Source organism: Pseudoalteromonas sp. SWYJZ12 (assembly GCF_015864395.1).
GTDB lineage: Bacteria > Pseudomonadota > Gammaproteobacteria > Enterobacterales > Alteromonadaceae > Pseudoalteromonas > Pseudoalteromonas arctica.
The window spans coordinates 103,471-122,798 of sequence record NZ_JADYXH010000008.1; the positions used below are offsets into that span (position 1 = coordinate 103,471).

The window sequence follows — 19,328 nt, forward strand, 5'->3', positions numbered from 1 at the left end:
TAATGAGCACGCAAAACAATAATAACTTAACAGTAGTTTGTGCCGATATACTCGACTTTATTGACGACCCTGCCATTGCTGGCGAAAGCGCCCATCGTTTTTTTGAAAAAGGCGCATTAGTTATCAAGCACGGCAAAGTAGTTAAACTTGGTTACGAGCAAGACATACTGCCAACAATTGATAAATCAGCGCGTGTTATCCGCCACGATGGCAAACTGGTTATGCCTGGTATGATTGACACCCACATACACTTACCACAAACCGAAATGGTGGGGGCGTACGGCGAGCAACTGCTAAGTTGGCTAACCGAGTATGCGTTTCCGACAGAGAAAAAATTCACTTGTAAGCATTATTCAAAAGAGATCTCTAATCGCTTTTTAGACGAGCTACTGCGTAATGGCACAACCACTGCCCTTGTATTTGGCACTGTGCACCCGCAATCGGTTGATGCGTTTTTTAAAGAATCACAAAAACGCAATTTACGGATGATTGCCGGTAAAGTAATGATGGATCGTAACTGCCCTGACGACTTATCTGATTGCGCGCAAACAAGCTATGACGAATCCAAAGCCCTAATAAAAAAATGGCACAATGTTGACAGGCTAAGCTACGCAGTTACACCACGTTTTGCCCCCACATCAACCCCTGAGCAATTACAAAAATGCACTCAGTTACTTGAAGAATACCCAGACACCTACCTGCACACACACCTATCTGAAAACAAAGACGAGTGCGAATGGGTTAAAGGGTTATTTCCAGAAGCCGAGGATTACTTAGGCGTGTACGAGCAAGCTAAAATGGTACGTAAACGCTCGGTATTTGCCCATAGCATTCATTTATCTGAGCGCGAGCTTTGCTGTCTTGCAGATAACAATGCGGCTATATCGCACTGTCCTACCTCAAACCTGTTTTTAGGCTCAGGACTTTTAAATTTAAAAGCCTGTGAAGAGCACGGCATAAACGTAGGCATGGGTACCGATGTAGGCGCAGGAACAAGCTTTTCTATGCTACAAACAGGTAACGAAGCTTACAAAATCCAACAGTTACAAGGTCAAAAGTTTTCAGCATTTAAAGGGCTGTATTTAGCAACACTCGGCGGTGCTAGAGCGCTCGATTTAGAAGGGACAATTGGTAATTTTGAAGCCGGCTGTGAAGCCGATTTTATTGTAATGGATTGTTCGGCAACTTCGTTTTTAAAATTTAGAATACAACATGCCAAAACCCTACATGAAAAACTATTTGCAATGATGATGTTAGGCGACGACCGCTGCGTTGAGCAAACCTACATTATGGGTAAAAGTGTGTATAAGCGCGATGATAACAATCAATTTTCAGACACCCGCTCACCGGTATTAGAAGAGGCTTAACCGTTATGGAAAACTATTTATTTGAGCTTGCTCATTTAGTACTGCGTTACTTTCATGTTATTGCTGGTATAGCCTGGATTGGCGCTTCATTTTATTTTGCATGGCTTGATAACAACCTACAAACACCACCGCAATGGAAAATAGATAAAGGCATAAAAGGCGATTTATGGGCCGTGCATGGCGGTGGCTTTTACGAAGTGGCTAAGTATCAAAATGGCCCTGAACAAATGCCTCATACCCTGCATTGGTTTAAGTGGGAAGCGTACACAACCTGGATCACCGGTATATTACTATTTAGCTTACTTTATTATGTTGGCGCCGATGTGTACTTAATTGATAACAGTAAAAGTGAGCTAAGTAAATTTGCAGCTATTGGCGCATCCCTTGGTTTTATTGGCTTAGGTTATGGTGTTTATCGTTTATTGTGTAAAACCCCGCTGGTTGAAAACGGCAAAGTGTTTATTGCTGTAGTTATTGGTTTATTAGCTCTGTGGACTTTTGGGGTTGATCAATTATTTAGCGACCGCGCTGTGTATATTCATGTAGGTGCGCTTATTGGTACTTGTATGGTTGGCAATGTGTATCACATTATTATGCCAGGGCAACGCTATATGGTAAGTGAAGTAGAAGCCGGCCGTATTCCCGAATCGCTCCCAGGACTAAAAGCCAAGCAATGCTCGATACATAATAACTACGCCACGTTACCTGTGGTATTTATTATGCTTAGCAATCACTTTCCTTACACGTATAGCCACAATTTTGGCTGGCTTATTTTAATTGCGCTGTTTGGTATTGGTATGTGGATACGCCATTACTTTAACTTAAAACATCAAGGCGTTAATAAACCTTCAGTACTTATAAGTGGTATTGCAGCATTTTTTGCTCTTATGTTGGCAATAGCTCCGTGGCCTAATACACCAACAAATGCAGACGAAAACGCGCCTTTACAAGCAAGTATTACCGACGCACAAGCGTGGGATATAATCAGCAAACACTGTACGCAGTGCCACAGCGAGACACCTACCTCTGAGCTTTTTCAAACAGCGCCACTTGGCTTTAAACTTGATTCAATTGAACAGGTAAAAAAGTCGCAAGTACTTGTGCATACTCGCGCCGTAATAACTAAAGACATGCCACTGGCTAATATGACCAAAATGACTGACAAAGAGCGCGAAACGCTCGGCGCTTGGCTCACAGCACTTAAAAAGGAGCAATAAAATGAGCGAGCAATTTAAAAACTACCCGCGCGATTTAATTGGTTATGGTCCAGATGTACCCCATGCAAACTGGCCTAATAAAGCCCGTATTGCCGTGCAAGTGGTATTAAATTACGAAGAAGGCGGCGAAAACTGTGTATTACATGGTGATGCAGCGGCCGAAACGTTTTTATCAGAAATAGTCAGTGCTCCCCATGTAGAAGACCGCCATATAAGCATGGAGTCTATTTACGAATATGGCTCGCGCGCGGGCGTGTGGAGGCTACTGCGTTTATTTAAAAAATACGATATACCGGTCACCATTTTTGCAGTGGCGATGGCCCTTGAGCGCCACCCCGATGTAGCTAAAGCCTTTGTTGAAGCAAGGCACGAGATTGCAAGCCATGGCCTGCGCTGGATTAATTATCAAAATATAGATAAACAAACCGAGCGCGAACATATGCAACAAGCCATTGACGTCATTAAAAAGCTTACAGGTAAAAAGCCCAAAGGCTGGTATACCGGCCGAACTAGCCCAAATACCGCAGCCCTTGTAGTTGAGAATGGCACATTTTTATATGATGCCGACGATTACAGCGACGACCTACCTTTTTACAGTATTAAAGAAGGTAAACCACAGTTAATAGTGCCCTACACGCTCGATGTAAACGACATGCGCTTTGCTGCCGTACAGGGTTTTAATGCCGGCGATCAGTTTTATAATTACTTAAAAGATGCATTTGATACGCTTTATGAAGAAGGTGACCCTGAAGGTGAAAACGCCCCTAAAATGATGTCGATAGGTTTACATTGCCGCTTAATTGGCAGACCAGGAAGAATAAAAGCATTAGCACGGTTTTTAGAATATGCCCGATCGCATGAGCAGGTTTGGTTTGCCACGCGTGAACAAATAGCCGAGCACTGGCTTAAAACCCACCCGTATAAAAAAGCATAGTTTATATTTTTTAAAACATAAAAAAGCCCAGCAAAGCTGGGCTTAAATTACTTTAGGAGTAGTGAAATTTATTCAAAAAACTATTTCCCCATTGGCAGCAAAACAGATATATAGCGCTGCGCCCAATTAGCAAGCTCCACCCTGTTGCGTGAGTTAGTTTTTTTAAACGCACTGTATAAATGTGTTTTTACAGTGTGGTCGCTAATGTTAAGTTTATCAGCGATTGTATTGTTACTCGCACCCTGTGCAATTAAATGAATAACAGACTTTTCTCGTTTTGTTAAATGCTCGTAATCGTCCTGCTTTAATTCAATATCATCGTGGAGACCATTAAACGACGATGCCACAGCTAAAATATCACTAAATGCTTTTGAAATTACTTTACGCGTAAACCAAAGCTCGCCGCTATTAACCCGGACTACCCCTTTAAAAATATCCTCTGGTGCATCAGATTTATAAAAAACACCATTAAAATGGTTAAGCAATAAGTTTTGCTCGCATACATCGTCTTTATCAACATTAAAAATGACGACGCTATAGTGTTTAGCTAAACAGATAAGATCTGCTGGAATAAGGTCTTGCCATTTACTTTTAGCGCCATCTATTAAAAACAAATCATAATTAGCTCGCAGCTCTACTTTAGGCACAACATCATCCATTTTAATATCACCGAACAGAGCTTGCAGTGTTCTTAAAATAATTGCGTAATTATGTGAATGAAAAGATGATTGAAATGTTGTTTTTACAAATACTGATTTTATATGAGGCATAAATTTCATCCTTGAAACATTTATATTACATTACCTAAATCAAATACAACTTACAATGAGCTTTTGGTATTAAAATACAGTTATCGCTTCTCACCCTTAAATAAATAAAACACAATAAAATCAATACATAAAATTAAAAACCGAGTCAATTAAATTGCTTTTATAAGATAAATAACAGATCCGGTTATTGACTTATAAAGCTTAGAACCTACATTAACTCAAATATTTAGAGTAATGTATTTTATAGCTTCTTTTAATTTATTTAACGCATCTACCGAAAAACCTCGGTCATAAAAATATAAAATTTCGCCACTGCTATTTATAAGTACTACACGAGAGTTATTTGGACTTTCATTACCTGTAAACTTTTGTACCGCTTCACCATCTTTATAAATAGTGATTACTCCACCCCATAATTCTTTAGGGATGCCTTTGCGCATACCGCTGTCTATAAATGTACTAAACATGCGTGGTGCCATACCGGCAATGGTTGGTAGTTCGTATGTAGGGAGCGTTACGCCCGCCATATCTAAACCAATTAGCCAACGGTCTATGTCAAATTGACTATCTTGCTTGTACCCAATGAGCAGTAGTGTTTTATCTGCTTTAAAATCACTGGGTATAGTCACCATGCTTTGCTCTAAGCTTTCCCCGCTAATGCTTGGGAACTGCTTACCTGTTAATTGCTGGTTTGGGTACTGAGTTGTACATGCACTAAGTAGTAAAAGTGCAAAAACACTTAATATTAATTTGATCATAATAAACCTAATATTTATAAATTTCATACCGATACGTTTAGTATGGCAGCTGAGATCTAAAAATGCTGATTAGTTATATAATTTTTAAATTTAGACGCAGTCATAGGCTTACCATACTTCCAACCCTGTCCGTAATGCACACCCGCTGTTTTTAAAATTGCTTCTTGCTCAGTGGTTTCAATTCCTTCTGCCACACAGGTATAATTAAATTTGTGCACAAGTTCCATAATATTTGGGATCATAGAGGCTTTTAAGCCCTCAGTTGCTATATCTTGCACAAACGTACGGTCAATTTTAAGTTGGTGAAAACTCAAATTTTGTAAGTTTCTTAAATTCGAATAACCCGTACCAAAATCATCTAATGATAAATTAAACCCCGATTCAACCAATGTTCTAAAATGAGTATGCGCAATGCTTGTATCAAGGTATTCGTCTTCGGTTATCTCTAAACAAATAATAAAGCGTGAGTTGGTAAGCTCTGTAATTTGCGGCAGTAACGACACATTACCCAGCTCTACATCGCACGGAAATATATTAAGCGACACTTTGAATCCTTTCGGTAGTGCATCTATAGAAGTTAACTCTTTTATTGTGGTCGTTATCATTGCCTTAGTGAAAGTCCAGGTTAAATTATTTTTTCTAATAACCGGAATAAACTCATCAGGGAATAAAGCACCGTACTTATCTTCAAAACGTGCAAGTACCTCGCAACCAATCAGCTTGCCACTTTGCAAACAAATAATGGGCTGGTAAGTCCAATAAAATGATCCCTTTTTAAGCCCTTTACGAATACGCTGATTAGTAGAGCGTCGTGCAGCAATTCTTGCATCTACCATTAATGCACTCGACACACCAGCTAAGCAGGTTAAAATTAAGGAGATGATTAATAAAAAGTGATTATTAGAGAAGAACTGACTCCAAGGCAAGTGCACTGCTGCGCAGTAGTCCTCATTTTCAGTACTACAAGCAACACCCGTTTCATACGGTAAATAGCTGTCGCCACTTATTTTACTATAAGTGTCTTTTGTACCTGCTAAATGATGCAGTTCCTCGGAGTCTTTATATACAACTTCCCAATTTTTGGACCCAATACTCGCAGAGTTGAATACCTTTGACTCCATGATTAGGTTAAAATTACCTTGGCGAACGATTACCACTTCCATAGGACGTCCGGTAAATAATAATAAATACAACTGCGGCTCAAAACGTACACGTACATCCTCATCTTTACGGATATAGTCAGGCTCAAGGTCGTTTATAACACTGCTTAGCAAACCAGCTCCCGTTGTACACATTAACTGGTTACCAATAAAAAAACCGATATCAATCACATATTGTGAATCAAATAAAGCACGCCGCATTTCAAGCAATGTAGTTTCATCGCACTGCTTGAAACCAAACTTATTAAGAGGTGTAAGCACACTGCGACGCTCTAATACAGCAGCGTCCACATGTTTAATAATGTGTTTAGTATCGGCATTTATTTGAGTAGTGAGTTCTTGCGCTGCAAAATAGAGCAAAATAAGACAGCCAGTTATAAAAACTAACACTCCTGTTAGAACGGCTATAATCGATTTTTTTTGGTACTTTTCCATAGCATCCTGAGATTGTTAATTTATATAACTACTTTGTTTAGATGATTGCATAAGACGCACTAAATTCAAATAGATAGCTTTAATAATTATTTAATAAATCTCGAACTAACTGCGCTATTTTAAAGCTGATTACCAAATGCTGGTTACTTTCAAAGTGAATCCCATCACCGGCTGTTACATTAATAAATGTATTAAAATCAATAAAAGTACATTTATTAGTAGCCGCAACGCTTTTGAATGCACTAGAGAGCTCTGTTGCTTCTATATCTGCACCTTCGTAAATACGCGAATACTGCTCGGTGATTCTTATTTTAGGTGGGCTAGCAATAATAATTTTAGGAGATTTTAAAGTACTACCTTGCTGATAATAAATATGTATTGAGTTAATTAAATCATTTAAGCCATCTGCTATTAAACTAGATGTTAAATTAAAACGTTTTTTAAGATCGTTTGTACCAAGGGCAATAATAATAAAATCGAGCTCATGCTTATCCAAATAAGGCTTTAAATAGCTAACACCGCTAAGCACGCCATCAAATGGCGGATTATGCACTAAAGTGCGGTTAGGTTGCCCTGCCTCTATTATGTTAAAGCCACACCCTAAGTTTTTATTTAATAACGATGTCCAACGGGTATTTTCATCAAAGCGTTTTCCCGTTACAGGGTTTAAACCCCACGTATTAGAATCACCAAAGCAGAGAATATTTTTTGTCATGTTAATTATTAAAATGGATTGAGTGTATAACCCTGCTGTTGCAGCTGGGCATGTGCTGTCATCGCCGAAAGTGACATTTGCACACCTTCAATTAGTTGTTCTGGTGCTACTTTATAATGCGTAGCCGATTGCCCACATACATAAACCACGGTGTTATTGGCCAACAATTGCTTTATTAAACTTTGATTTTTGTTATCTGCTTTAAAACGTTCTTTATATTCACTATTAGCCAATACATCAACGCTAGCACTACCATGTACCACTAACGCTAATTGAATGTTATCTGGCTTTACACCGTGTGCTACATGCATATTAATAAAACGTGCAAGTGAGTTCATTGAATTGTTCTGCTCACCTTTTTTAGCGCCATCACCAACATCAAAGGCTATTTTGAATACCGTAGAGTCATTAATCTGAACATGCTCCGGTACACTATAAAAGTAACCAAAGTCTTTAATAAGGTTTTCACCCGCTTGCGAAAATGGGCTTATAAGTAAAAGCAATAATAGGTATTTCATAAACAATCCTGTGTTTTAAATAAGTAAACCTATTTATAAAACTAACAGAAGCAAAGAAAAAAGGGCAGCTTATCATGCTGCCGATTGAGTGTTTTTATGATGGTGGTTAATAAACTGCATACCTAAATAGCTAAATGTTCGTTTAAACATTTCTACAAAAATATCAGGCGCTTCAAGCGATGATGCGTTTGATAACAACGAAAAATCTTTATTACGTAAAGCCCGTAACTTCGGCTTCAAGGTTTCATCATCCATGTAATCTGTGATCCTATCTATAAATGACTTCATTTGTACCGTAGTGTTATACCAATAAACAGGAGACGCGAACACCCAATGGTCGTACTTTAAAACTGCTTCAAATAGCGCGTAAAAGTCATCATTTTTATAGTTTTTGTCATAACAATACGGCGCAATTTTATAATCATCCAGACAAATTACGCGCACATCATTTTGCTCGGCAAAGCTATTAACATGGGCTGTGGTATTGCCGTTTTTTCGTGCGCTTGAATAAATAATAACAGTATTACGCTCAAGTTTTTGTTGCATTTAGTTAGCTCCTTTTTTAATGTGGTAGAAGCTTAAAACCTCAAGTTATATTGAGGTCAACTGAAGGATTAAAATAATGCCAGTAGGACAAAAAAAGTTAACCGAAGCTAACCTAACCGTTGGCTATGTAGCAAAAAGAAGTGGTGTAAAAGTATCTACTCTTCACTTTTACGAAACTAAGTTTTTAATTAAGAGCTGGCGAAATAATGGTAATCAGCGACGCTATAAACCTGATGTATTACGTCGTGTAGCTGTAATAAAAGCAGCTCAAGCGATGGGAATTACGCTCGATGAAATTAAAAATACCTTAGCTACTCTACCCGACAACCGCACACCAACAAAACAAGATTGGTCATCACTTTCAAAGCGTTGGCGAGCTCAGCTCGATGAGCGCATTGCGCATATGCAGCATTTACGTGACCGCGTTGATGGTTGCATAGGTTGTGGCTGTTTATCGCTAAAAAGCTGCCCAATTTATAATAAAGATGATCATTTAGGAAATAAAGAGAGCGGAGCTGTACTTTTAAATTCTGAGCTTTTACCTGTGTACAAATAGGGCTTAACTTTATAGATAAAGTAAAAACTGAATAGCCATTACCCGGTATTATCAATTTTATACAAACCAATATACTTCCTAATGTGACAAGCAAAGCTTTGCTTGAACATATTAGTTATATATCAATTACATTTAATCTAGGAAATATCATGGCCGCTTATTTTATTTTTAGCCACAAAGTTACCGACACAAACAAGCTTAATAACCAATACTTACCCCAATCAATTGATACCTTTAAAGGTTTTGATATAGAAATTCTAGTTGTTGACCAAAATATTGAAATTATTGAAGGTGATACGAAAAATGACCGAACTGTGGTACTTAAATTTAAAAACCGTGAGCAAGCATTAGGCTGGTACAATTGCGACGCGTATCAAAAAGTAGTACATCTACGTCACGAGTCTACTGATGGCACTGCAGTTTTATGTGACGAGTTTGATATGAATAGTATCTAAGCTAATAGCAGTATTTTAGTAGTTACATTTACAAAATATAACTACTAAATATTTATTACTCTTTTATGAATTATTGATGAGTCGCATATAGGATATCAAATGTCACTAATAAAATGTCACTAATAAGAAGCTTCGATGAATTGCAAAATGTTAGTTAAACCAAGCTATAGCCGCTCTTATAGTATTCGCCGCAGGTAAATTTTTAATACTACAAACTATGACCTATGCTATGTTTAAAAGCTTAAGGCTCTGCTAGTAAAAGAATTGAGCTACAACAGTATTTTGTAGCAAAACCTAAGTGAAAAAAGCTAATTAAAATATCTTTTTATAACATCACAGTTTACCACCCCAGCCAAATACTTAGATCATGAAATAACTTTAACTAAGGCGCGTTAACCTTTGGTGGTTAAATTTACAGCAGACTATTTGATATTTAGGCAAGACAGAGCCTATAGAGTTTGGTGCTCACAATAAATAGGCGATAACGCAGGATAAATGACAAAAATGCGCTGCCCTTTGGGTTCTTGCTAGGGACTATTGACTCTTTGTTGCCTACATGGATTTAAACGAGTGCAGGTCGCGGAAGCTTTGCCCCGGTTTACTTATTCTTACAGGAATGTAAGCCAGTAAAGTAACCGAGCCCACTAGGTTAAAAATCTTGCGCCGCAATTAAATCCCTCTAGATTGAACGAATTTCAGCCCGCAAAGTTCAACACGCTCTAGACTAAAAGTGTATCTATTTAATGGTTTTTTGTAGCTCCCAAAACTACATATGTAACTATTACTTTAACTAATACATTTAATCCTCTTTTGTGCAGGAGTTAATTTTTAAAAAAGATAATAAAAAATAGTAAAAAAACAACTTACCTCCAAAAATTATGATAAATAAATTTAAATAACAGATACTTAGAGTTTTAAGAAAAAACTCTATTTCTATAAATAGAAAACAATTTATAATAAAACTTAAATAATAGAAACGCCTTTTATATTAATGAATATTTAATATATCCCTATCTATAATTCTATATTTCGAAATTATTCACTTTTATTTGGGTTTTATACATGCTTAGAAAAATATCAATCCGACTGCGCTCGGCGCTCGCCTTTAGCTTTATAGGGTTATTAGTTATTATTGTTGGCTTAGTTTCAATATTTAGACTTAACCTATTAAATTCCGAGATTAATACTATTGCAGAAACTAACGTGCCAGCACTTGAAACCTCTCTTATTATCCTTTCTGACTTTTATAATTTAAGGTTGCAAAATAGCAATGTAATTAATGCAACTGAAGCGAATCAATTTTCATACAAACAAATTTTCGATAATACAAAACGCACGTTACTCGATAATATAAAAAAAATGACACCACTGCTTAATACTAAAAATGAAAAACACCAATTAGAAGTGATTGAATCTGATATTTATAAATTTTTATCTCTACAAAATCAGCAAATTAAATTATTAACTGAAAATAACTTACAAGGCGTTCAAAGCCTTCAAGAGAATGAGATGAAGGAGGTTCGTGATGGCGTAACGCAAGCCATTAATAGTATTGTAGAAAGTCAGCAAGCAAATATTCGTGATGGTAAAATTAAAGCACAGCACGTTTTTGACCAATCCGTTTTTTTTGCTTGGATCACATTAATTGTCGCCATTATTTTAGTTTGGTTTTTTGCTTGGTCGTTTACCAGAAGTATTATAAAGCCTATGCGCAACGTTTTACATTTAGCGCAGTCCATAGCTCGAGGCGATTTAACCCAACCAATTAGCGATGAAGGGAATGATGAAACCACAAGCATGATTATAGCACTGAGTCAGATGCAACAAACGCTCAGAAATACCATTAATAAAATTCAAGACTCATCTCATAACTTAGTCTCTACATCAGAAGAGCTAAGTGTTGTTACTGAGCAATCAACGCAAGGTATCATTTCGCAAAATGAGCAGTTAGAGCAAGCTATTTCCGCAGTTACCGAGTTAACAGTTTCAGCTGAACATGTTGCGCAAAGCTCAGCCGACACCTCTCGTGAGTCAGACTCAGCAAATGAACAAGCGCTAGCTGGCTTAAAACAAGTAGAAGATACAGTAACTACTATTACCGCTCTTCTTAGTGAAATAGATAAAACTCAAGACGGTATCAAAAACTTAGCCACAGAGGTCAATAAAATAGGATCTGTGCTTGATGTGATCAGAGATGTAACCGATCAAACGAATCTACTGGCAGTCAATGCCGCTATTGAAGCAGCAAGAGCAGGTAGTTATGGCCGAGGCTTTGCTGTTGTAGCGGATGGTGTTCGTGCATTAGCCCATAGAACAAGTGAATCAACAAAAGAAATAGAGCTAATGATTCAGTCAGTTCAAAGTGGAACTAAAAACACAGTAATTTCAGTACAAAGCAGCCATGACAAAGCACAAAAAAGCTTAGATATATCACAGTTAGCAGGCAAAGCTTTAATAGAGATAACAACTGCTGTTGCACATATAAACAGTCAAAATGCGACAATTGCATCTTCTGCTCACGAACAAGCAAATGTATCTCGTGAAATTGATAAAAACTTGCTAGTAATACGCGACGTTGCTGCCGAAGTAGCCTCTGGCGCTACACAAACTAATATGTCGAGCCATGAACTTTCTCGTTTAGCCGACTCGCTAGATGACTTAATCAAACAATTTAAAGTTTAAAATAGTTCGGCCTTAGCTTAAATACTCGCTTTATTAGGTATTTAAGCTAAGTAAAAACCTACCGGATGGCTATTTGTATATGCTGGTATATATGTGAAAACATCTTCAATATAAGAAGCGGTATTGCTAACTGGCTAATTTTTAAGTATTCTTGCGTGCCTAAAAAGGAAGCAAAAATTTAAGGAATAAGCTATTGGAACCAACTAATCACACCCCAGAAAACAATACAAAGCCACCTATAGTTACTCAAAAATTCACTCAAGTCCTTAAAACGGTCGATCATAAAGAACTAAAAAGCACTGGTTTTTGGTTAAATCAATTTTTTATGGTTATTTCTACTGTATTTGGTGTTTTTCTGGCGGCTCAAAGCGGTTTAGAACAAGCGCTTAAGTTTGATTCATTTAGTAAAATGGAAGATAATTACTATTTACGTACATCACTTTATGACGAAGTTAATGATAATGCAAACACGGTAGCTGAGTATGCAGAACGCTTAGCGAAGAGCCCTCCAACATCAGAGATGGAGTTTTTTAAACCAACACTTGAGCAGTACATATGGAAAACCATGCAATTTTCTCCTACTACGCTTGAAACACCGAGTGAGTTTTTAACTAGAATACGTCGGTTTTATTCTCGAGCCGATTTTATCATTAATGCCGCAATAAATCGCAAAATGTCTGCTAAGCAAGCCTCTATCGAATTAACAAAAATAACAGACTTAATTAAAACTCAAACACTACCAGCATTAAAAAATAGCGCTAAACAATTAAAAATGGAATTACAGCAGAATGACATTTCTGTTGGTTCGTTAAAGGAACTTGAAAATGCTAACTAAGAACTGCCCTCATTGTAAAGACCATCCATTAGAAGCAACCAATTATCAAGGTGAAGAAATAGATATTTGCCGTGAGTGTGGCGGTTTATGGTTCGAAAAAAATGAAGTAAACAGGATGATTTCAGAGATAAATGACGGTCCTGAAGGAGATAAATTTGAAACTCACTTTGGTGAACCATTAGGAATTTCTGAGCTTGACTGTCCTGATTGTAAAAAAAGTTTAGAACGTTTTCATTTACTTGAAGCTTTTCATACCGAAATTGATGTTTGTAGACACTGCGATGGCACATGGATTGATAAAGATGAGCTTGAAAGTGTAGAAAAAAGCCCTGAAATAAAAGCGAGTTTAGGCGAGCTAAATCAAAAAGTAAGCTGGAAAACCTACCTGTTCCAATTTTTAACGCAAATGCCTGTTGAATATAATATTAAACCACAAAAAACCCCTTGGGTTACTCGCGGCCTTATTGTTTTAAATACATTGATTTTTGCACTTTATTTTTTAAATCCAAGCTCATTTAGCTATGTTATTGATAACTTTGCTATGACACCTGCAGATTTAAGCAAAGGTAATGAGCTATGGACTGTATTAACTTGCGTATTTTTACATGGCTCTATAATGCATTTATTCGGCAATATGTACTTTTTATATATAGTTGGCGATAACCTAGAAGATGTTTTAGGCCATAAACGCTTTTTGTTATGGTATTTAGCCTGTGGACTACTCGCTTCGTTTGCAAGCTACATTGTAAGTCCAATGTCGAATATACCAGGCGTGGGTGCAAGTGGCGCCATAGCCGGTTTATTTGGCATGTACTTAATATGGTTTAGACACGCAAGCCTTACTTTTATGTTTGTAATTTATCAGAAGAAACTTTCTGCGGTATGGTTTTTTGCTATTTGGTTAGGATTTAACATTTTTGGTGCAGTAACAGGCCCTGATGGCATTGATTATGGTGCGCATATTGGTGGCTTTATAGCTGGACTAATTATTGGTTATATTTTGAAAAGTAAAATATTAGAGCAAAACCCTATAATTCGTTTACTAAACCAAAAAGAAGCACAGTTAAAACGTTAATCGTCATATTAAAGCCACTAATAGATGAACATTAGTGGCTTTATCAAACTTCTCACTAATTTCTATAACTTATACCAATCCGCAATAATACTTAATCATTTTGCGGGGCTAAACGTGTCGCTACCTGCGTTAAAAAACTCTCATTTAGAACAACTAAATAGCGAATTTTTTGCCTAGCTATCAACACGTTTTTCCGCCCTTAAAATAGACCACTTAATTAAGCGAATTGGTATTACAACGCGTATAAACTGTATAAAATTGACCCGTATTTTTTATCGGTATATCGTACGTTCTAGCCTCTTCACTAAGTTCGCATTCAAAGTTATTTAATATATCAGACAGCAGTGCTTGCTCTTCGGTGAACTGTATTGTGGTATACCACAAGATTGAATCTTCATCTTTTTTGTTTTCAATATAAATACTCTGTAGCAAAGAGCTATTAAAAAACATGCTTGAAGGTTTTGAACTGCGTATTGTTTTATTATCGAAATAAAAGTAACCATTGTTATCACTTATGGCTTCATCAATATAAGTATCACCGTAAATCAGCTCTCTTGTTACTTTAACGCCCTGTTGGGGTTCACCATTATTTAATAGTCTGCCTTTTACAGGCAACGACAACGTAACGTCTTGTTTATTAAAGAACCCAAACATGTCTGCACATCCTTGCATTGGTATTAATAAAAATAAAATAAGCGTTAAAGTCACGCCAGCCGATCTTGTATTGGTCATAAAAAGTCCTTTTCCTATTTATACTTTAACCTAACAATAAATCTGGAAAATAAATAGCGACAATACTGCATCCTACATTAATTAAAATACATAACCACAACACAATAATAAAACGTCGCTTTTGCGATTTATGACGAAGTAATTGTTGAGCAAGTAATGCTCCCGGCCATCCTCCAAATAATGCAAGTAGTTGCAATGTACGCTCTGGCGTGCGGTTTACTTTTGTATGTGAAGAACGCTTAGCTTGTCGCTTATCCCATGCGTACATTAAAAAAGTTATAGCACTTAATACACTTATATAACCAGGTACATATATTGGTATATAAACAGGTAAGTATTGCAGCGGGTAAGCTAACCAAATGGCAGCTAAATAAAGCAATGAGAACGTGATTAATATTTTCTTTATCAATTAATTATCACCTATACTTGGCATTGGTATTACAAAAACAAGAGCCAAATTATGACATATTTTAAAGCGATATTCTTAGTCTTATGCTTATTAACATTTAGTAGCTATGCATCCGATACATCCACCAACCTTGATAAAGAACTTGCCGTATTTAAGCCCTATTTAGGTACTTGGCAGGCTGACTTTGAAGTACCTGAAGGTGCTAAAAAAACACAAGATGTTGGCCGTTGGGAGCGTGCTTTAAACGGTAAAGCGATACATACCAAGCACTCTATTAATGAAGGTGAGTATGGCGGCGAGTCGATGATTTTTTACGACAGTACAAAAGAGTCTTTGGTATTTTACTATTTCACTACCGCTGGATTTTACACAAAAGGCACTATGAAAGTACTCAGCCCTACTCAATTTGTAGCCTATGAAAATGTAACTGGTAGCCAAGATGGTATTACAAAGGTTAAATCGATGAGTGAACTAAAAGACGATAAGTTTCTTGTATCGACCTCTTATTTAAAAAAAGGTGAGTGGACAAAGCCCGAACAACGTATTTATACACGCAGTACAAAAACGGTAAAATTTAAATAGCCGCGATTTATAAACACAAAAAAGGCAGCCTAGGCTGCCTTTTGTCATTTATAAAACCGTATTTATTTTACGTATTTTTTAAATGCAGCGTCTACTGGTGTATCAGCAAGGTGATTAGTGTAGTTGCTCATTACTTTTTGAGACAAGCCTACAATAATTTCAAGTAATTGTTGCTTGCCGTAACCTGCTGCAAAGAATTTTTCGATTTGCTCATCGCTGATCACGCCACGTTCACGTGTCATTGCAAGTGTAGTTTCACGAAGAGTTTCTAGCTTAGGGTTTTCAAGTGGTGTTTTGTTTACAAGTGCATCAACAACACCTTGGTCAACTTTCATTGCCGCTGCAATACCACTGTGTGCAGGAACACAGTAATGACATGCGTGCTCAACGTTAATTGATTGCCATACTACTGTTAGTTCTTCTGCATTGAATGATGTTTTTTGAAAAAGCTCATGCAGTACTTGGTAACCTTTAAGTAATGTTGGTGCTTCAGCCATTACTGCATGTAAGTTAGGAAGCATACCAAATGCTGCTACTGAATCAGCTAGTAACGGTTTTGCTTCTTCTGGTGCGTTTTCTTGAGTGTATAAAGTAAATTCGGCCATGGTTAGCTCCTAATAATTAATAGTTTTAAGTAACTTCGAGACACATAGTATTTGATTTTGAGCGACTGTTCAAGTTAAAATTGAGCAAATGTTCAAATTGATTGAGAATGATATGGCTAATAAGGTTAAATTTGAACGCGATAATGTAGTTCGCGTTGCTAGCCAGCTATTTTGGCAAAAAGGTTTTCATGCAACCTCAACGCGTGACTTACAAGAAGCCGTTAATATGCGCCCCGGTAGTATTTACTCTGCGTTTGGCTCTAAAGAAGGTCTATACTGCGAATCGCTGAAAGATTACACAGTACAAATGAAAACCCAAATAGAGGGGTTTTTATCAAGTGCCGATACAGTACTTGGTGGATTACGTGCGTTTGTTGAAAACGTGGTAATTAAAACAAAAGATTGCAGCCCAAGCGCTATTTGTATGCTGGTTAAAGCAAACAGCGAGTTTGCAGAAAAAGACTCAAACCTATACGAGTTAAGCTTAGATTTAACAGCTCAATTTGAAGCTTATTTAACGCAGTTGTTTACACAAGCAATAAACAAAGGTGAGTTAAGTAATACGTTGACCGCTGTTGAATATGCGCGCTTTTTTCAGGTGCAATTTACAGGTTTACGCGGTTATTTTAATCGTCCTAATGTAGAGCAATTTGCTGAGCCAATGATCAACCAAATGTTTATGTTGATTAAAAAGTTATAAATAGCAGTTATCGCGCATTCTCAACAAGTTATACTTATTTTACTAAATAAAAATGGCCAGTATTAACTGGCCATTTTTTTGTGCTTAAAACTTAATTTATAAGTTACGTTTTAAGTTTATTTAGCTCATTATCTTGCTGGGCAACAAGTGCATTAAGCGCTTCGCTGCTATCCCCTGCTTGTGTAGATAAGTCAGCAAGTTGCGATGCGGCATCAGATATAAGCGTTAAATTACGGTTTATTTCTTCAGTCACTAAGCTTTGCTCTTCGGCAGCGGTGGCAATATGTGTAATTTGATTGGTTATTTCATCAACTTTAACTACAACACTGTGCAGAGCATCAAAAGCTACAGATGTTTCATCAACGGCATTTTGTGCACGTACTACGCCTTTTTCAATAACGGTAGATGCGTTACCTACTTCAGATAATAAACTATCAATTAACTGGCTTATGTCATCTGTTGATGAACGCGTTTTAGAAGCAAGTGCACGTACTTCATCAGCAACAACGGCAAAGCCTCGCCCATGCTCACCAGCGCGCGCAGCTTCAATGGCTGCGTTAAGTGCAAGTAAGTTTGTTTGTTCTGAAATAGTACGAATTACATCTAATATTTGCGTAATGTCTTTACTACGCGAAGCAACTTTTTCAACTGCTTGGTTAGCTTCTTTAATTTCTTCAGACATCGTTTTAACTTGTGTCATCGCTGACGATAAGCTCGACTCACTGCTTACTACCAAACTATTTATTTCATCGGCTTGCTGGGCTGATTGCTCTGATGCTCTGGCGACTTCGAGTGCTGTTGCGCTCATTTCGTTCATAGCCGTTACCACACTTTCAATTTCGTGAAATTGCGATTGCACATTATGCTTTGTATCAATAGCTATATGCTGCGCTATTTCACCTTGTTGCTTAGTTTGATCAGACACATCTTTAAGTTCTGTAATTAAAATACGTAACTTTGATAAAAAGGCATTAAAGCCTCCCGCTAAAGCAATGAGCTCTGCGTGGGTTTCAACATGGAGTGTATGCGTTAAATCGCCTTCTGAGCTTGCAAGGTTATCTACACGTTGTTGAATTTGCTGAAGCGGTGCAACCACGCTACCAATAACAATTTTCATAATGATAAACGCGATTACTGCAATTACAGCACCTGTAATTAAAATCATTGCGCCTAAGTCGTTTGCTGTGTCAGTCATATCTTGCGATAAAGCATTAGGGCCAGCTAAAGCTAAGTTACTTGGTACTTCAATAATTAAAGACCAGTCTGTGTTAGCTAGCTTTATATTTATAGGGTAATTAACTAAGTACTCAGACGATGTTTTAAATATGCCTTTTTGGCCCTTAAATTTTTCAAGCTCTTTAAACAAGTCAGAACTCACGGCTTCTTTAAATGGGCGTCCTAATTTAGATTTATAATGGCTGCTCCCTACAACTAACCCAATATCGCTAAGCACGGTTACTTTGGCTTGGCCATTATAAAGCTGCTTAGAAAGCTCCTCAGTCATTATTTGAAAAGTAGGTAGCGTTAAATCAACACCCGCTAAACCAATAAACTGACCCGATTTTAAAATAGGCACGGTTAACGAAGTTAGCATTACTGAATCGCCTGATGGAATTTCGTATAAGTACGGTTCCATAATACAAGGCTTAAGCGTGTCTTTTGCACATAAGTACCAATGCGCTTCGCGAATACCAAATTCGTTTAAAGAGGTTATATATTTATCGGCAGCATTAGCTACTTTTTGCTGCTCAATAGCCCCACTTGGATCACGTGTTATATAAACTTCTAAGGTACCATCGCCATCAACAGAGTGTTTATAGCCCTTGTTAAAGCTCGAATCTTGCCCGTCAAACGCGTTTGGTTCAAACTGAGAGTAGATAGATGAGAGTAATGTGTTTTGTTCTAAAATAGAGCGATTTATACTTACTACCGTATCGCGGCTAAGGGTTTCGCTTTTTGCGGTATCACCTAATAAAGCGGCTAAAGAGTATGGTACTCGATAAGCTTCGTTAATAAAGCCCGCTATTTTTTCACCATATATTGCGGCATTCGCATTTAACTTCTCTTCTACTTCAGCAACAATATAATTTTCTGACTTGCTTGCAAGCTCTTCATTACTTGCAGATAACTGCCACCATAAAATGCTCGAAAGCACCAATACGGTAATAAATATACTTCCGACAGTAAGCCACAGTAATTTTTTTGCTAGCGATATTTCTCGCATTCATCACACCCTTTAAATTAAAACTACTGATACAGTTTAGTAGATCTAATCAA

20 protein-coding genes are annotated in these 19,328 nt (G+C 37.3%); 10 read left to right on the forward strand and 10 right to left on the reverse strand.

Features of this window, described 5'->3' with window-relative positions; all coding sequences use genetic code 11:
• Positions 1 to 2 precede the first annotated feature (2 nt).
• From guaD to puuE, 3 genes are read left to right on the forward strand one after another with little or no spacing between them, the layout of a single operon-like run.
• Positions 3 to 1,367: a guanine deaminase gene (gene guaD, locus I6F42_RS11465; protein ID WP_101216334.1), complete on the forward strand. Its 1,365-nt coding sequence runs from the start codon at positions 3 to 5 to the stop codon at positions 1,365 to 1,367.
• Between the two features lie 5 nt (positions 1,368 to 1,372).
• The gene (locus I6F42_RS11470; RefSeq protein WP_197152205.1) at positions 1,373 to 2,584 is read left to right on the forward strand and encodes a urate hydroxylase PuuD; all 1,212 of its coding nucleotides are present in this window, start codon (positions 1,373 to 1,375) and stop codon (positions 2,582 to 2,584) included.
• 1 nt (position 2,585) lies between these two features.
• The gene (puuE, locus tag I6F42_RS11475; RefSeq protein WP_197152206.1) at positions 2,586 to 3,518 is read left to right on the forward strand and encodes an allantoinase PuuE; all 933 of its coding nucleotides are present in this window, start codon (positions 2,586 to 2,588) and stop codon (positions 3,516 to 3,518) included.
• 80 nt (positions 3,519 to 3,598) lie between these two features.
• Here puuE and I6F42_RS11480 read toward each other — a convergent pair whose 3' ends face one another.
• The 6 genes from I6F42_RS11480 to I6F42_RS11505 form a co-directional block, all read right to left on the reverse strand.
• Positions 3,599 to 4,288 carry a response regulator transcription factor gene (locus I6F42_RS11480; RefSeq protein WP_197152207.1) on the reverse strand — a complete coding sequence of 230 codons (690 nt, stop codon included), beginning with the start codon at positions 4,286 to 4,288 and terminating at the stop codon, positions 3,599 to 3,601.
• A 218-nt stretch (positions 4,289 to 4,506) separates the two neighbouring features.
• The gene (locus I6F42_RS11485) at positions 4,507 to 5,046 is read right to left on the reverse strand and encodes a hypothetical protein (protein ID WP_197152208.1); all 540 of its coding nucleotides are present in this window, start codon (positions 5,044 to 5,046) and stop codon (positions 4,507 to 4,509) included.
• Positions 5,047 to 5,102: 56 nt separating this feature from the next.
• Positions 5,103 to 6,641 carry an EAL domain-containing protein gene (locus I6F42_RS11490; RefSeq protein ID WP_197152209.1) on the reverse strand — a complete coding sequence of 513 codons (1,539 nt, stop codon included), beginning with the start codon at positions 6,639 to 6,641 and terminating at the stop codon, positions 5,103 to 5,105.
• A gap of 79 nt (positions 6,642 to 6,720) precedes the next feature.
• Positions 6,721 to 7,356, reverse strand: a complete 636-nt coding sequence (locus I6F42_RS11495; RefSeq protein WP_197152210.1) for an SGNH/GDSL hydrolase family protein — start codon at positions 7,354 to 7,356, stop codon at positions 6,721 to 6,723.
• An 8-nt stretch (positions 7,357 to 7,364) separates the two neighbouring features.
• A complete protein-coding gene (locus tag I6F42_RS11500; protein ID WP_010553560.1) occupies positions 7,365 to 7,874 on the reverse strand; it encodes a DsrE family protein in 510 nt (169 codons plus the stop codon).
• Between the two features lie 72 nt (positions 7,875 to 7,946).
• Complete coding sequence (locus I6F42_RS11505; protein ID WP_165726780.1) at positions 7,947 to 8,420, reverse strand: flavodoxin family protein; 474 nt, start codon at positions 8,418 to 8,420, stop codon at positions 7,947 to 7,949.
• A 76-nt stretch (positions 8,421 to 8,496) separates the two neighbouring features.
• Between I6F42_RS11505 and soxR the strand changes: the two genes are divergently transcribed.
• From soxR to I6F42_RS11530, 5 genes are all read left to right on the forward strand, one after another.
• On the forward strand, positions 8,497 to 8,976 hold the full coding sequence (soxR, locus tag I6F42_RS11510; protein ID WP_010553558.1) for a redox-sensitive transcriptional activator SoxR: 480 nt from the start codon (positions 8,497 to 8,499) through the stop codon (positions 8,974 to 8,976).
• A 149-nt stretch (positions 8,977 to 9,125) separates the two neighbouring features.
• The gene (locus I6F42_RS11515) at positions 9,126 to 9,431 is read left to right on the forward strand and encodes a DUF1330 domain-containing protein (RefSeq protein ID WP_010553557.1); all 306 of its coding nucleotides are present in this window, start codon (positions 9,126 to 9,128) and stop codon (positions 9,429 to 9,431) included.
• Positions 9,432 to 10,493: 1,062 nt separating this feature from the next.
• Positions 10,494 to 12,113 carry a methyl-accepting chemotaxis protein gene (locus tag I6F42_RS11520; protein ID WP_010553556.1) on the forward strand — a complete coding sequence of 540 codons (1,620 nt, stop codon included), beginning with the start codon at positions 10,494 to 10,496 and terminating at the stop codon, positions 12,111 to 12,113.
• Between the two features lie 193 nt (positions 12,114 to 12,306).
• On the forward strand, positions 12,307 to 12,948 hold the full coding sequence (locus tag I6F42_RS11525) for a hypothetical protein (protein ID WP_010553555.1): 642 nt from the start codon (positions 12,307 to 12,309) through the stop codon (positions 12,946 to 12,948).
• A complete protein-coding gene (locus I6F42_RS11530; RefSeq protein WP_197152219.1) occupies positions 12,938 to 14,023 on the forward strand; it encodes a rhomboid family intramembrane serine protease in 1,086 nt (361 codons plus the stop codon). Before I6F42_RS11525 ends, I6F42_RS11530 begins: the two co-directional genes overlap by 11 nt.
• 213 nt (positions 14,024 to 14,236) lie before the next feature.
• Here I6F42_RS11530 and I6F42_RS11535 read toward each other — a convergent pair whose 3' ends face one another.
• Both I6F42_RS11535 and I6F42_RS11540 read right to left on the reverse strand, forming a co-directional pair.
• Positions 14,237 to 14,755 (reverse strand): transthyretin-like family protein, encoded by a 519-nt coding sequence (locus I6F42_RS11535; protein WP_231616350.1) that lies wholly within the window; start codon positions 14,753 to 14,755, stop codon positions 14,237 to 14,239.
• A 25-nt stretch (positions 14,756 to 14,780) separates the two neighbouring features.
• A complete protein-coding gene (locus I6F42_RS11540) occupies positions 14,781 to 15,164 on the reverse strand; it encodes a DUF1294 domain-containing protein (protein ID WP_165735547.1) in 384 nt (127 codons plus the stop codon).
• Positions 15,165 to 15,215: 51 nt separating this feature from the next.
• Between I6F42_RS11540 and I6F42_RS11545 the strand changes: the two genes are divergently transcribed.
• Positions 15,216 to 15,746, forward strand: a complete 531-nt coding sequence (locus I6F42_RS11545; RefSeq protein WP_197152221.1) for a hypothetical protein — start codon at positions 15,216 to 15,218, stop codon at positions 15,744 to 15,746.
• A gap of 62 nt (positions 15,747 to 15,808) precedes the next feature.
• Here the strand turns inward: I6F42_RS11545 and I6F42_RS11550 are convergent, their stop codons facing one another.
• Complete coding sequence (locus I6F42_RS11550; protein ID WP_007586212.1) at positions 15,809 to 16,351, reverse strand: carboxymuconolactone decarboxylase family protein; 543 nt, start codon at positions 16,349 to 16,351, stop codon at positions 15,809 to 15,811.
• Positions 16,352 to 16,463: 112 nt separating this feature from the next.
• Here I6F42_RS11550 and I6F42_RS11555 point away from each other — a divergent pair, with 112 nt between their 5' ends.
• Positions 16,464 to 17,051, forward strand: a complete 588-nt coding sequence (locus I6F42_RS11555; protein WP_010553549.1) for a TetR/AcrR family transcriptional regulator — start codon at positions 16,464 to 16,466, stop codon at positions 17,049 to 17,051.
• A gap of 103 nt (positions 17,052 to 17,154) precedes the next feature.
• On the opposite strand, the gene I6F42_RS11560 is transcribed toward I6F42_RS11555, so the two are convergent.
• Positions 17,155 to 19,275 (reverse strand): methyl-accepting chemotaxis protein, encoded by a 2,121-nt coding sequence (locus I6F42_RS11560; RefSeq protein WP_197152222.1) that lies wholly within the window; start codon positions 19,273 to 19,275, stop codon positions 17,155 to 17,157.
• Positions 19,276 to 19,328 lie beyond the last annotated feature (53 nt).